The 13,745-nt window shown below is 70.4% G+C and carries 15 protein-coding genes; 8 read left to right on the top strand and 7 right to left on the bottom strand.

Annotated features, from left to right (window positions below; all coding sequences use genetic code 11):
• Positions 1–994: NUDIX domain-containing protein (locus tag HY68_RS31165; protein WP_198533457.1), on the bottom strand; the 994-nt coding region annotated here is incomplete at its 3' end.
• Positions 995–1,138: 144 nt separating this feature from the next.
• Here HY68_RS31165 and HY68_RS44270 point away from each other — a divergent pair.
• Together HY68_RS44270 and HY68_RS31160 are read left to right on the top strand one after the other, a co-directional pair.
• Complete coding sequence (locus HY68_RS44270; RefSeq protein ID WP_198533456.1) at positions 1,139–1,315, top strand: hypothetical protein; 177 nt, start codon at positions 1,139–1,141, stop codon at positions 1,313–1,315.
• 35 nt (positions 1,316–1,350) lie between these two features.
• Positions 1,351–1,788, top strand: a complete 438-nt coding sequence (locus HY68_RS31160; protein ID WP_041998113.1) for a hypothetical protein — start codon at positions 1,351–1,353, stop codon at positions 1,786–1,788.
• A 99-nt stretch (positions 1,789–1,887) separates the two neighbouring features.
• On the opposite strand, the gene HY68_RS31155 is transcribed toward HY68_RS31160, so the two are convergent.
• The gene (locus tag HY68_RS31155; RefSeq protein ID WP_041998111.1) at positions 1,888–2,847 is read right to left on the bottom strand and encodes an ROK family protein; all 960 of its coding nucleotides are present in this window, start codon (positions 2,845–2,847) and stop codon (positions 1,888–1,890) included.
• Between the two features lie 163 nt (positions 2,848–3,010).
• Between HY68_RS31155 and HY68_RS31150 the strand changes: the two genes are divergently transcribed.
• The 4 genes from HY68_RS31150 to HY68_RS31135 all read left to right on the top strand — a co-directional run bounded on the left by HY68_RS31150 (position 3,011) and on the right by HY68_RS31135 (position 7,765).
• Complete coding sequence (locus tag HY68_RS31150) at positions 3,011–4,054, top strand: LacI family DNA-binding transcriptional regulator (protein ID WP_041998110.1); 1,044 nt, start codon at positions 3,011–3,013, stop codon at positions 4,052–4,054.
• A 355-nt stretch (positions 4,055–4,409) separates the two neighbouring features.
• Positions 4,410–5,768: an extracellular solute-binding protein gene (locus HY68_RS31145; RefSeq protein ID WP_078864036.1), complete on the top strand. Its 1,359-nt coding sequence runs from the start codon at positions 4,410–4,412 to the stop codon at positions 5,766–5,768.
• 135 nt (positions 5,769–5,903) lie between these two features.
• Entirely contained in the window at positions 5,904–6,848 is a 945-nt protein-coding gene (locus tag HY68_RS31140; RefSeq protein ID WP_241778816.1) for a sugar ABC transporter permease, read from the top strand.
• On the top strand, positions 6,845–7,765 hold the full coding sequence (locus HY68_RS31135) for a carbohydrate ABC transporter permease (protein WP_078864035.1): 921 nt from the start codon (positions 6,845–6,847) through the stop codon (positions 7,763–7,765). The genes HY68_RS31140 and HY68_RS31135 overlap by 4 nt, the downstream gene beginning before the upstream one ends.
• Before the next feature lie 24 nt (positions 7,766–7,789).
• On the opposite strand, the gene HY68_RS31130 is transcribed toward HY68_RS31135, so the two are convergent.
• The 5 genes from HY68_RS31130 to HY68_RS31110 all read right to left on the bottom strand — a co-directional run bounded on the left by HY68_RS31130 (position 7,790) and on the right by HY68_RS31110 (position 12,383).
• On the bottom strand, positions 7,790–9,088 hold the full coding sequence (locus tag HY68_RS31130; protein ID WP_041998106.1) for an aldolase/citrate lyase family protein: 1,299 nt from the start codon (positions 9,086–9,088) through the stop codon (positions 7,790–7,792).
• Between the two features lie 149 nt (positions 9,089–9,237).
• The gene (locus HY68_RS31125; RefSeq protein ID WP_041998105.1) at positions 9,238–10,200 is read right to left on the bottom strand and encodes an electron transfer flavoprotein subunit alpha/FixB family protein; all 963 of its coding nucleotides are present in this window, start codon (positions 10,198–10,200) and stop codon (positions 9,238–9,240) included.
• Positions 10,201–10,356: 156 nt separating this feature from the next.
• Positions 10,357–11,142: an electron transfer flavoprotein subunit beta/FixA family protein gene (locus HY68_RS31120; RefSeq protein WP_041998104.1), complete on the bottom strand. Its 786-nt coding sequence runs from the start codon at positions 11,140–11,142 to the stop codon at positions 10,357–10,359.
• A gap of 226 nt (positions 11,143–11,368) precedes the next feature.
• Positions 11,369–11,875: a flavin reductase family protein gene (locus HY68_RS31115; protein WP_041998103.1), complete on the bottom strand. Its 507-nt coding sequence runs from the start codon at positions 11,873–11,875 to the stop codon at positions 11,369–11,371.
• 88 nt (positions 11,876–11,963) lie between these two features.
• On the bottom strand, positions 11,964–12,383 hold the full coding sequence (locus HY68_RS31110) for a thioredoxin family protein (RefSeq protein ID WP_041998102.1): 420 nt from the start codon (positions 12,381–12,383) through the stop codon (positions 11,964–11,966).
• 75 nt (positions 12,384–12,458) lie between these two features.
• Between HY68_RS31110 and HY68_RS31105 the strand changes: the two genes are divergently transcribed.
• Both HY68_RS31105 and HY68_RS31100 read left to right on the top strand, forming a co-directional pair.
• The gene (locus HY68_RS31105) at positions 12,459–12,875 is read left to right on the top strand and encodes a DUF4395 domain-containing protein (RefSeq protein WP_041998101.1); all 417 of its coding nucleotides are present in this window, start codon (positions 12,459–12,461) and stop codon (positions 12,873–12,875) included.
• Positions 12,876–13,016: 141 nt separating this feature from the next.
• Positions 13,017–13,745, top strand: a complete 729-nt coding sequence (locus tag HY68_RS31100; RefSeq protein WP_041998100.1) for a lysophospholipid acyltransferase family protein — start codon at positions 13,017–13,019, stop codon at positions 13,743–13,745.

Below are 13,745 nucleotides of genomic sequence, written 5' to 3'. Positions count from 1 at the left end.
CGGCCCGCGCCCGCAGCGCCCAGCGGAGCCGTTCCCAGCGGGCGGGCGGCAGCAGGGTCGCCGCCTCCTCGGGGCCGACGAAGCGCCAGCCGCGCAGCTCGGGCCCCGGCAGCAGCACCCGTCCGGCCAGCCGGGCGGGCAGCTCACCGCCGTCGAACAGCAGCCGCAGCCCGCCGTAGCCGGGCGGCCGGGGCGGCTCCCAGTCGATGACCAACAGCTTGGGTACGTGGTCGAGTTCGATGCCTATCTCCTCGGCGACCTCCCGGATCCCGGCGCGGGCCGGCGCCTCGCCCGCCTCCACGACACCGCCGGGGAACTCCCAGCCGGGTTTGTAGGTGGGGTCGACGAGCAGCACCCGGTCCTGTTCGTCGAAGAGCAGCACCCCGGCGGCGACAGTCTCGGCGGTGGGTTCCGGGGTCTGCACGATGTCGCAGAATCCGGCGGCGCCGCTGGCCACCGCTTGGGCCAGCACCCGGGCCGTCTCGCCCGCCGTGCGGCGGCTGTTGTCGACGACGTGGGTGTCACCGACGAGCCAGTCGAGGGCCGCCTGGTACGCGTCGATGTGCTCGTAGCACCACTGCCGGGCCCGCTCGTCCACCTCCGGGTCGTCGTCGACCGGGTCACGGCCCGCTATCCGGTTGCGCAGGATCGTTTCGTCGGTTGTCAGCAGCACATGCCGGACGCCTATGCGCCGGGAGGCGAGGCCGCCGAATATCTCGTCGCGGTACTCCTGCCGCAGCAGTGTCATCGGGACGACGAGGACGCCGCCCACCTCCGCCAGCAGAGCGGCGGCCGTGTCCACCACGAGCCGCCGCCAGATCGGCAGGTCCTGGAAGTCACCCACCTCGGCGAGCCGCTTCGGCGGCAGCAGGTACCGCAGCCCCTCGCCGATCAGTCTCGGGTCGTACAGCGTGCTGTTCGGGATCAGGTCGATCAGTTCGCGTGCGGTGCTGGTCTTGCCCGCTCCGAACGCACCGTTGATCCAGACAACGATCACGGTTCCCCCTCTTCCGTAGCCCTCAGTGGATTGCCCGCAACACCCGGGGACGGAAACCCTTGGCCAGAACCTGTCGCCCCGCGGAGCCGTGACGGACGCGGCCGGTGGTCGTTGGACACGGATGTGACAAGGGGGTGCGCGATGCGCCGGACGGTACTGGAGAAGTTCCCCGCGGGCGGACCCCGCGGCAGTTGGCCCGCGGAGGAGTTCGCGCGGGCCAGGCGAGCGGAGGGGACCCCCGCCGAGGTGGTGATAGACCTCGAGGCGGACGCCTTCCTCGTGGTCGTACCGCAGCAGGCCGGCGAGCCCGGCGTGTGAAACCAGCCCACCGCCGGACGCCCCGGAGAGGCCTCATGACCGTGAACCCGATCCCGCCGCTGCCGCCGATCCCACCGGCTCCGGCCGCTTCCCCGTCACCCGCCGTCCGGGCCGGCCTGCGCGGCGCGCTGACGTTCGCCCTGGCGGGTCTCGCCCTGTCCCTGACGGCGGCGCCCGCCGCGGCCGACAGCAGCGCCTGCACCCATGACTTCTCGGGCCCGCAGATCTGCATCCAGCTGCGCGGCAACGGCGGCTCGAACGCGGTCACCGCGCTGTGGACCAATCCGCCGGACGGTCTCACCTCGCGCGCCGTCACGCTGTACCAGGACGGCAGACAGGCCGGTACGGCAACGGCGACCCGCTCGGGCCGCGCGCTCAGCCACACCTGGCCGACCCGGGACACCGGCACCGACAGCCGGCTGTGCGTCAAGTTCCGGGGCAGCGAGCGGATGGCCTGCCAGACCACCCGCTGACCGCCCGTACGGGCGGGCATGGCGGAATCCGCCACCCCGGCGGCCGGGGCAGCGGCGGCCGGGCCGTCGGCGTACGTGACGGTGGCGTCCGCGACCGGCTCAGCCCGCGACCGGGGCTGCCGTGTCGTCCCTCGCCCCGAGCGAGGCCGCGGCCGCCGCGCCCACCAGACCCGCGTCCCCGCCGGTCAGCGCCGGGGCGATCGTCAGGTCCTGGACGAAGGAGAGCGTGGCGTAGTCGCGCAGCGAGCGGCGCAGCGGCGCGAACAGCACCTCGCCCGCGTTCGCCACTCCCCCGCCGATGACCGCGATCCGGATCTCGACCAGCGTCGCCGTGGCGGCGATCCCCGCGGCGAGCGCCTTGGCGGCCCGCTCGAAGGAGGCGATGGCGACCGGATGCCCGGCGCGGGCGGCGGCGGCCACGGCTGCGGCCGAGGCGTCGCCGTCGGCGCCCGGCTGCCAGCCGCCCTCCAGCGCCCTGCGCGCGATGTTGGGGCCGCTGGCGATGCGCTCGACACAGCCGCGTCCGCCGCACGGGCAGAGGTCGCCGTCCAGATCCACGCTGATATGGCCGATGTGGCCCGAGTTGCCCGTCGGACCCGGGTGGAGCTTGCCGCCGAGGACCAGACCGCCGCCGACACCGGTGGAGACGACCATGCACAGCGCGTCGTCGTAGCCGCGGGCCGCACCCTGCCAGTGCTCGGCGGCCGTGATCGCGACGCCGTCGCCGACGAGCGTCACCGGCAGTCCTCCGGTGGCGGCGCTGACCCGCTCCACGAGCGGGAAGTCGCGCCAGCCCGGCACGTTGACCGGGCTGACCGTACCGGTCGACGCGTCGACAGGACCCGCGCTGCCGATGCCCACGGCCGTCGCGGACGACCAGAGCGGTGAGGCGGCGACCTCGGCCAGCACCTCCGTGACGGCGCCCATCACGGCCTCCCCGTCCTCCTGCGCGGGGGTCGGCCGCTGGGCCCGCACGAGGATCCTGCCGCTGCCGTCCACCAACGCGCCGGCGATCTTGGTACCGCCGATGTCCAGGGCGGCGACGGTGTCGGTTTGCATCGGTGTCGGATCTCCCGGGTGAAGAAGCATCTCCGCGTGTGACGGAGGATGGGTGGACCTGTTGCTAGTCAACAGTCTCCATTCACCTGACAACGTTGTCCAGGGCCTATGCTCGTCGCCACGCCCAGACAGGGCAAACCGACCGACGACAGGACAGCGCACTGTGGCCGAGACCCCCCGTCGCCCCGAGCCCCGCTACGGCAGCAGGCCCACCATGAAGGACGTGGCCGCCCGCGCGGGTGTGGGCCTCAAAACGGTCTCCCGTGTGGTGAACAGCGAGCCGGGCGTGACACCCGACACCGAGCGCCGGGTACAGGAGGCGATCGACGCGCTGGGCTTCCGGCGCAACGACTCGGCCCGGGTGCTGCGCAAGGGCCGCACCGCCAGTATCGGCCTGGTCCTGGAGGACCTGGCCGACCCGTTCTACGGCCCGCTGAACCGCGCGGTCGAGGAGGTGGCCCGCGCGCACGGCGCGCTGCTGATCAACGGGTCGAGCGCCGAGGACCCGGAGCGCGAGCAGGAACTGGTGCTGGCGCTCTGCGCGCGCCGGGTCGACGGGCTGATCGTGATCCCGGCCGGCCATGACCACCGCTATCTGGAGCCGGAGATCAAAGCCGGGGTCGCCACCGTCTTCGTGGACCGGCCCGCCGGCCGGATCGACGCCGACGCGATCCTCTCCGACAGCTACGGCGGCGCGCGGTCGGGCACCGCGCATCTGATCGCGCACGGGCACCGCCGCATCGGGTTCATCGGTGACCAGCCCCGGATCCACACCGCGGTCGAGCGACTGCGCGGCTACCGCACCGCCATGGCGGACGCGGGGCTCGACATCGAGGACGAGTGGGTCTCGCTCGGCACCACCGCTCCGGACCGGGTCCATGACGCCGTCGTCTCGATGCTCGCAGCTCCGGACCCCGTCACGGCGATCTTCACCGGCAACAACCGGGTGACCGTGACCGTGGTGCGGGCGCTGGCGGCGCACCGGCGGCCGGTCGGCCTGGTGGGCTTCGACGACATCGAGCTGGCCGATCTGCTGGAGCCCGGCGTCACCGTCGTCGCGCAGGACGCGGCGACGCTGGGCCGTACGGCCGCCGAGCGGCTCTTCCAGCGGCTGGACGGCGCCGCCGACGCCCCGTCGAGAGTGGTGCTGCCGACCCGGCTCATCGCGCGCGGATCCGGCGAGATCGCCCCGCAGCCGCGCGTCTGAACCCAGAAACGGTCCCAACTTCCCGCCCCTCCGCCGCCGTTGCCGATCTTGTCGATCCCGGCCCGGCGGCGGGGTCGTGAAACGGCTCGGACCGGGTACTCTCCCACCGGCGTTCGGCAACACCGCTCCGGTTTCCGGATCGTTACATCCCCGTCCGCGACCACCCTTCCTCCCCTGCGGGGGCAAAGCGCCCGCTCAGGACCCGCTTCACGGCGTCACCACGGCGGCGTCGAGCCGGAGGTGGCGGGATGCGCAGGGATTTTGGTGTCAGGCGATACCTTGACAGCCAAGGCGATCTTGTTGCTATCTGAGCAAGCGTGTTTGCTTCTGTTTGATCGCAGTCCTGGGAGGGCTCATGACTCAGTCTCCGACCGATGACCGGCTGCCGGCATCGTCCGTGTTCAACAGCGCACGGCGAACGGTCGATCGCCGCTCGATCCTGCGCGGCGCGCTGTTCGGAGTTGGTTCGCTGGCCGTGGCGCCGCTCCTCGCGGCCTGCGGTGGCGACGACGACTCCGGCGGCGACTCGGGCAGCGCGACGGGCACGGTGACCTTCGGGTCCAACGCGGCGGTGCCGCAGCCGAAGGGCGCGTACCAGACGCTCTTCAACTCAGCGAAGTCGGCGACCGGTCTGACCGTCAAGCCCAACTGGGTAGACCACAACACCTTCCAGCAGAACATCTCGACGTATCTGCAGGGCAACCCGGACGACGTGTTCAACTGGTTCGCCGGTGAGCGCATGCAGTTCTTCGCCGGCCAGGGCCTGGTCAGCGACGTGGACGATGTGTGGAAGAAGATCGGCCCCAACTACACCGACGCCATGAAGGCGCAGAGCAAGGGCGAGGACGGCCACTACTACCTGGTGCCGTTCGACTACTACCCCTGGGCCGTCTTCTACAGCAAGTCCCTGTTCAAGTCGAAGGGTTACGAGCCGCCCACCACGTGGGACGAGTACATAGCCCTGGCCAAGAAGATCAAGGGCGACGGGCTCATCCCGATCGCCTTCACGAACAAGGACGGCTGGCCGTCCATGGGGACGTTCGACTACCTCAACATGCGCATCAACGGGTTCCAGTTCCACATCGACCTGATGCGCAAGGGCGAGGACTGGAACTCCCCCAAGGTCAAGGCTGTGTTCGACCAGTGGCGCGAGCTGATCCCCTACTACTCACCGGGGTTCGCCGGTCTCACCTGGCAGGAGGGCGCCCAGCAGATCCTGAACCAGAAGGCCGGCATGATGGTGCTCGGCCTGGACCAGATCGGCACGATCTTCACCGGCGCCAAGGCCGACGACCTCGGGTTCTTCGCCTTCCCCGAGATCGACCCCGCCAACGGCCAGGACGCGGTCGAGGCGCCGATCGACGGGATGATGGTCTCCAAGTCGCCCAAGAACAAGGCCGGCGCGAACAAGCTGCTGGAGTACCTGGGCACGGCCAAGGCCCAGCAGGTGTGGCTCGGCACCAACCCCGCCGACATCGCGACGGCGACCGGTGTGGACGAGACCAAGTACACCGCCCCGCAGAAGGCGGCCACCAAGCTGATCCAGGGTGCGAAGAACCTCTCGCAGTTCATGGACCGCGACACCAGGCCCGACTTCGCCGACCCGGTGATGCTGCCCGCCATCCAGAGCTTCTTCAACAAGCCCGGTGATGTGTCGGGGATCCTCTCGAACGTCGACAAGCAGGCCAAGTCCATCTGGGCGGCGGGGAGCTGACAGGATTCAGCGACGCCGGGCCCAGGGCCTTTCGTCCGGCCTGATCCGGACGAAAGGCCCTTCGGGGCCGGCGCGCCGTGTCCGGCGACACGGTTCAGCACAACGGGGCAAGAGTGTGACGACAGCGAGGAACGCATGACTGCAATGGAAGGCGCGGCGCGATCCGCGCCCCCGGTGGCGAAGCGACGAAAGCTGAGGCAGCTCAGCATCAGGGACCGGGTGGTCCTGAGCCTGATGGCCGGGATACCGACGCTGCTGACCGTGGGGCTGGTCTGGGTCCCCGCGCTGGCGTCCGTCGTTCTCTCCTTCTCCACCTGGACCGGGTTCGGTGACTTCTCCACCATCCAGTGGGTCGGCACGGAGAACTACAAGAACATCTTCACGATCTACCCGCCGTTCCAGCCGGCCATCGAGCACAACCTGATCTGGCTGGCGGTCTTCTTCTGCGTACCGGGTCCCTTCGGGCTCTTCCTCGCGGTCCAGCTGGACAAGCAGATCCGGTTCTCCCGCATCTACCAGAGCGTGCTGTTCCTGCCGGTGGTGCTCTCGCTGGCGCTCGTCGGCTTCATGACCGAGCTGATCTTCTCGCCGACCCAGGGTCTGATCAACAACCTGACGGGCCACGCGGAGCACAACGTCATCGACTGGCTGGGCAATCCGTCCCTGAACATCTGGGCGGTCATGGTGATGGCCTGCTGGCGGCAGGCCGGTTACGTGATGATCCTGTTCCTGGCCGGGCTCAAGAGCGTCGACCCCTCGCAGAAGGAAGCGGCGGCCCTGGACGGCGCGGGCGGCTGGCAGACCTTCCGGCACGTGGTCTGGCCCGCGATGCGGCCGATCAACATCGTCGTGCTGGTGATCACGGTCATCGAGTCGCTGCGCGCCTTCGACATCGTCTACGTCATCAACAAGGGCACCAACGGGCTGGAACTGCTGTCCGTCCTGGTCACCGACAACATCATCGGAGCCGGCAGCCGCATCGGATTCGGTTCCGCGCTGGCCACCATCCTGCTGGTGATCTCGATGATCTTCATCGTGCCGTATCTGATCAGCATGTTCCGGAAGGACGAGCGAGCATGACCGCGACGACCACCGAGCTTCCCCGGCGGATCGCCACCTCGCCCGTGGCCGGCGGCGTACGTCCGTCGCAGACCAGGCGCGTCCTGCTGCACACCTTCCTCGTCATCACCTGCCTGATCTGGATCGCGCCGCTGATCTACGCGCTGTACACGGCGCTGCGCCCGTACGAGGACACCCAGCGGCTGGGGTACGTGTCGGTCGGCGGCCACTACAACCTGCACAACTTCACCGCCGCCTGGCAGCAGGCCGAACTGCCGCACTACTTCTGGAACTCGGCGCTCATCACGGTGCCCGCGCTGATCATCACGCTGCTGCTGTCGAGCATGGTCGCCTTCGTGGTTGCGCGGTTCAGGTTCCGGATCAACATCGCCCTGCTGGTGCTCTTCACCGCGGGCAACCTGCTGCCGCAGCAGGCGCTGATCACCCCGCTGTTCAAGATCTACCAGCTCGTCGAACTGCCCAGCTGGATGGCCGAGTCGGGCAAGCTCAACGACTCCTTCCTCGGCATCATCCTGATCCACATCGCCTTCCAGACCGGCTTCTGCACCTTCGTGCTCTCCAACTACATGCGCACGATCCCGGGCGAGCTGGGTGAGGCGGCGCTGGTCGACGGGGCCTCCGCCTGGCGGCAGTACTGGCAGATCGTCATGCCGCTGTGCCGGCCGGTGCTCGCGGCGCTGGCGACGCTCGAATTCACCTGGATCTACAACGACTTCTTCTGGGCGACGGTGCTGATGCAGACCGGCAGCAACCGGCCGATCACCGCGGCGCTGAACAACCTCACGGGGCAGTTCTTCGTCAACAACAACCTGATCGCCGCCGCCGCGCTGATCGTCGCCGTCCCGACCCTGGTGGTGTTCTTCGCCCTCCAGAAGCAGTTCGTCTCGGGTCTGACCCTCGGGTCCAGCAAGGGCTGACGGCCGGGGCCCCGCGGAACGGCCTTACGGAGCCGTGACCGTGAGGGCTCCGCGCCGGGGTACGGCGAAGCCCTCCAGGTCGTCGCGGGTCAACCCGGTCAGTACGGCGACCTCGTCGTCGTCGAGGGCGCCGCAGTCCAGACCGCGCAGCAGATAGCCGCTGAGCGCCTTCGCCGTCGCCGGCTCGTCCATCACGTCGCCGCCCGTCCTGGCGGCGTACGCGGCGAGCCGCCCGGCGGCGGCCGCCATGCCCTCGCGGTAGAAGGCGTAGACGGCCGCGTAACGGGTCGGCAGATGGCCCGGGTGCATGTCCCAGCCCTGGTAGTACGCGCGGGCCAGAGCGCGCCGGGTGAGGCCGTAGTGGAGCCGCCACGCCTCGTGGACCTGGGCGGTCGGGCCGACCGGCAGCACATTGGTGGAGCCGTCGGAGACCCGTACGCCGGTGCCGGCGGCGGCGACCTGCATGACGGCCTTGGCGTGGTCGGCCGCCGGGTGGTCGCTCGACTGGTAGGCGGCGCTGACGCCGACGCAGGCGCTGTAGTCGAAGGTGCCGTAGTGCAGTCCGGTGGCCCGGCCGCCGGCCGCCTCGATCATGCGGGCCACGGTCGCCGTGCCGTCGGCGGCCAGGATGGACTGGCTGGTCTCGATCTGGATCTCGAAGCCGATGCGGCCCGCCGCGAGACCGCGCGCCTCCTCGAACGCGGCCAGCAGCCGCGCCATCGCCGTGACCTGCTCGGCGTAGGTGACCTTGGGCAGGGTCAGTACGAGCCCCTCGGGCAGCGCGCCGGACTCCAGCAGCCCGGTGAGGAAGATGTCGAGGGTGCGGATGCCGCGCTCCCGTACGGGCGCCTCCAGGCACTTGGGCCTGATGCCCAGGTACGGCGGCGCCGTGCCGTTCGCGAACGCCTCCTGGACGAGCCGGGCCGCGCGGGCCGCCGCAGCGTCCTCCTCGGCGTCCGGGCGGGGCCCGTAGCCGTCCTCGAAGTCGATGCGCAGGTCTTCGACCGGCTCGCGCTCCAGTTTGGCCCGTACGCGTTCGTGGACGGGTCCGGCGAGTTCGTCGGACAGGCCGAGGACCTTCGCCAGCGACGCGGCGTCCGGGGCGTGTTCGTCGAGGGCCGCGAGTGCCTGGTCGCCCCAGGAGCGCACGGTGCCCGCGTCGAACACGTCGCCGGGCACGTAGACGGTGTGGACGGGCTGGCGGGTGCCGGGGTCGCCCGGGTAGCGCCGGGCGAGTTCCGCGTCGACCGGCGCGAGTGAGGCGCTGATCTCCGCGCTGACCGCGCCGGCGATGCTCGTGGCCACCTTCTCCTGCTGCCCCATGGACACACCCTCCCGATTCCACTACTTCAACATTCTGTTGAACGAAGGTATGCGGCGCCGCCGAGCCACGTCAATGGTGGCCCGGAACGCGGCGGGGCCGCGCGGTGGAGTGCACCGCGCGGCCCCGTGGCCCGTGACGACGTGGCAGGTCAGCCCTTGCGGGTCTTGACCTCTTCGGTCAGCTGCGGCACGACGTCGAAGAGGTCGCCGACGACGCCGTAGTCGACGAGGTCGAAGATCGGCGCCTCGGCGTCCTTGTTGATCGCGACGATCGTCTTCGACGTCTGCATACCGGCGCGGTGCTGGATGGCGCCGGAGATGCCGGAGGCGACGTACAGCTGCGGGGAGACCGACTTGCCGGTCTGGCCGACCTGGTTGGAGTGCGGGTACCAGCCGGCGTCCACGGCGGCGCGCGAGGCGCCGACAGCCGCGCCGAGCGAGTCGGCCAGCGCCTCGATGACGGCGAAGTTCTCGGCGCCGTTGACGCCACGGCCGCCGGAGACCACGATCGCGGCCTCGGTCAGCTCCGGGCGGCCCGTCGACTCGCGCGGCGTGCGGGAGACGACCTTGGTACCGGTGGCGGCGGCGCCGAAGGAGACGGAAAGAGCCTCGACGGTGCCCGCGGCGGCGGCGGGCTCGACCGGCGCCGAGTTCGGCTTCACGGTGATGACGGGCGTGCCGGTGGAGACCCGGGTCTTGGTGGTGAAGGCGGCGGCGAACGCGGACTGCGTGGCCACCGGGCCGCCGTCGCCGGCCTCCAGGTCGACCGCGTCGGTGATCAGACCCGAGCCGATGCGTACGGCGAGGCGGGCGGCGATCTCCTTGGCCTCGGCCGACGAGGGCAGCAGCACGGCGGCGGGCGACACGGCGTCGTAGGCGGCCTGCAGCGCGTCGACCTTCGGCACGACGAGGTAGTCGGCGAACTCGGCGGCCTCGGCGGTGAGTACCTTCACCGCGCCGTGCTCGGCGAGCGTGGCCGCCGTGTCGGCGGCGCCCGCGCCGAGCGCGACGGCGACGGGCTCGCCGATCCGGCGGGCCAGCGTCAGCAGTTCCAGGGTGGGCTTGCGGACGGCACCGTCCACATGGTCGACGTAGACGAGAACTTCAGCCATTGCTACTCCTGCGCGAGATGTCCGGACTCGGTCCGGGAGGGCGGTTCGACCGCGAGGGCCGGGTGGGGCGGAGTCGTTCGGAGTCAGCCGCGCCGGTCATTGCATGCAATCAGCGTACGATTGCGCGATCCGGGTGGGCGGGACTCCCGAATCAGCTCAGATGAACTTCTGGCTCACCAGGAACTCCGCGAGCTGCTTGCCGCCGTCGCCCTCGTCCTTGACGATCGTGCCCGCCGTACGGGCCGGGCGCTGCGCCGCAGAGTCGACAGCGGTCCAGGAGCCGGCCAGCCCCACCGTGTCCGCCTCGATGTCCAGGTCTTCCAGGTCCAGCGTCTCCACCGGCTTCTTCTTCGCGGCCATGATGCCCTTGAAGGAGGGGTAACGCGCCTCGCCCGACTGGTCGGTCACCGACACGACGGCCGGCAGCGACGCCTCCAGCTGCTCGCTCGCCGCGTCGCCGTCCCGGCGGCCCTTGACCGTGCCGCCCTCGACGGAGACCTCGGAGAGCAGCGTGACCTGCGGGACGCCGAGCCGCTCGGAGAGCATCGCGGGCAGCACGCCCATCGTGCCGTCGGTGGAGGCCATGCCGCAGACGACCAGGTCGTAGCCGGTCTTCTCGATGGCCTTGGCCAGCACCAGCGACGTACCGAGGACGTCGGTGCCGTGCAGTCCGTCGTCCTCGACGTGGACGGCCTTGTCGGCGCCCATGGACAGCGCCTTGCGCAGCGCGTCCCTGGCGTCCTCGGGCCCGACCGTCAGGACGGTGACCTCCGCGTCGTCGGCTTCGCCGGCGATCTGCAGCGCCTGCTCCACCGCGTACTCGTCGAGTTCCGACAGCAGACCGTCGACATCGTCCCTGTCGACGGTCAGGTCATCGGCGAAGTGCCGGTCGCCGGTGGCGTCGGGCACGTACTTCACACAGACAACGATCCTCAAGCTCACGCCGGCTCTCCTACTACGTCGTCATTTCCGGGCTGCCTCATTGCATACAGCATAGGTGCCCCATGGGGCGGCCGGTCAGGGAGACCGGCGCACCGGCAAGAATATTACTCGTCAGTAATTCCATCCTTGTGTACCTCGTGCCCAGTAAGCAAGCGCTCATAACTGTGACCTTGCCAACGGGTTATCGCAAGCACGGACGCCCTGGCGCGCCGGGCGGGCGCGCCGCTCAGTCGCGCAGGGCGTTGAACCGTCCCTGGTGGTACAGCAACGGCCGTCCGGAGCCCGCGGGATCGCCCACGACCGCCTGGGCCACGACGATGCGGTGGTCGGCCGCGGGTATCCGCGCGACGACCCGGCAGACCAGCCAGGCCAGTACGCCGTCGAGCACCGGCACGCCCTCAGGTCCGGTGCGCCAGGAGGTGGGCGACGCGAAGCGGTCGGCGCCGCTGCGGGCGAAGGTGGCGGCCAGCGCGCCCTGGTGCTCGCCGAGTATGTGCACCCCGACATGGCCGGCCTCCGCGATCACCGGCCAGCTGGACGAGCCGGTGCCCACGCCGAAGGAGACCAGCGGCGGTTCGGCGGCGACGGAGTTGAGCGAGGTGGCGGTGAAGCCGACCGGGCCCTCGCCGGCGGCGGTGATGACGGCCACTCCGGCCGCGTGCTGCCGGAAGACGGAGCGGAGCAGATCGGCCGAGGCGAGCCGGGGGGTGCCAACGCCGTGCGTCGCCGTCATCGAGCCGTCCTTCTGCGAGGGGTTACGAACGGGTCCGTGACCCCTGTTCAGCGTGACGAGGCGGGCCGGGCGCAGTCAAGTGCGCACTTCACACCGCCGCGCCGAGCGCCGCGATCACGTCCACCTTGCGCGGCTGCCCAGCCGCGCGCCGGACAATCCGCCCGGTCGCGTCGAGCACCAGCACCGTGGGGGTCTTCATGATGCCCAGCTCACGGACCAGTTCGAGCCGCTGCTCGGCGTCGAGTTCCACGTGGGAGACGCCGTCGACCAGCTCCGCCACCTCGGTGAGGGTGCGTCTGGTCGCCCGGCAGGGCTGGCAGAAGGCACTGGAGAACTGTACGAGCGTGGCCCGCGCGCCCAGCTCCGCGCCCAGGTCGCCGGAGTCGAGCCGCCGCTCGCCGTCGTCACCGCGCACCTTCAGCCTCCCGTCGGCACGGCGGTGCAGCAGCCCGAACACGCTCGCGGCCACGAGCACGGCGGCGCACACCACGAGCCCAGTCGTCGTCATGGACCGGTTCAGCGTTCACAGAACCGCAAAATATTCCCGGGCCGCCGGACGCCCGGGGTAGGCGATGCTGGTGGGATGGACATCGACATCAGAGGGCCCCGCTTCGGAGCGGCCGTCACCACGCTCGTACTCGCCGTGGTCCTCGTCACCGGCAGCGGCTGGCTGCTGGTCTGGCAGACCCTGTGTTTCGCCGTCGGCGCCGCCGCCGGCGTGTCGCGTTCGCCGTACGGCTGGCTGTTCCGCACCGTCGTACGTCCGCGCATCGGCCCTGCCCGGGAGTTCGAGTCCCCCGCTCCCCCGCGCTTCGCGCAGGCCGTCGGGTTCGGCTTCGCGGCGGTCGGTCTCGTGGGCTACTTCTGGGGTCCGCAGTGGCTCGCTCTCGCGGCCACCGGGTGCGCGCTGGCCGCCGCCTTCCTCAACGCGGTCTTCGCCTACTGCCTGGGCTGCGAGATGTACCTGCTGTTCCGGCGGACGGCTCCGGGCCTGCGGTGACGTGACGAGAATCTCTCCTGACGCGCACAAGAGGACTGGCCACGGCGGCGCGTATGGGGCACCATCGGCCCAATGCCGAAAACCTACGGCTGCGTAACTTCCGCTGGGAGAACCTCCCCGGAACAGAAGGGTCCTCCCCAGATGGCAGAGCTCGTCTATCGGCCGGTCATCGGCGTCGCCCGTACGTGGTTCAAGGCGCTCGACCTGAAGATCGACACCCAGGGGACCGAGAACATCCCGCGCTCCGGCGGGGCCGTCCTGGTCAGCAACCACATCAGCTATCTGGACTTCATCTTCGCCGGCGTCACCTCGCTCCCCCAGAAGCGCCTGGTGCGCTTCATGGCGAAGGAATCGGTCTTCCGGCACCGGATCTCCGGTCCGCTGATGCGGGGCATGAAGCACATCCCCGTCGACCGCAAGGAAGGCGAGAAGGCGTACGCCGACGCGCTGCGTTCGCTGCGCTCGGGAGAGATCGTCGGGGTCTTCCCCGAGGCGACCATCTCCCAGTCGTTCACGCTCAAGAGCTTCAAGTCGGGCGCTGCGCGGCTGGCGCAGGAGGCCGGGGTGCCGCTGATCCCGATGGCGCTGTGGGGCACCCAGCGGCTGTGGACCAAGGGCAGGCCGCGCAACTTCCGGCGCAACCACATCCCGGTGACGATCCGGGTCGGCGAACGCGTCGAGGCGCCGGCCGACCAGTACGCGGGCGCCATCACCCGGCGGCTGCGCGAGCGCGTGCAGGAGCTGCTGGAAGCGGCGCAGCGCGCCTATCCGGTCCGTCCCAGGGACGCGTCGGACACCTGGTGGGTGCCGGCGCATCTGGGCGGTACGGCGCCGACGGCGGCCGAGGCACGCGAGGCCGAGACGAGCTGA

It is taken from the genome of Streptomyces sp. AcH 505 (genome assembly GCF_000818175.1).
GTDB lineage: Bacteria > Actinomycetota > Actinomycetes > Streptomycetales > Streptomycetaceae > Streptomyces.
This window is presented reverse-complemented; position numbering and strand designations above follow the sequence as displayed.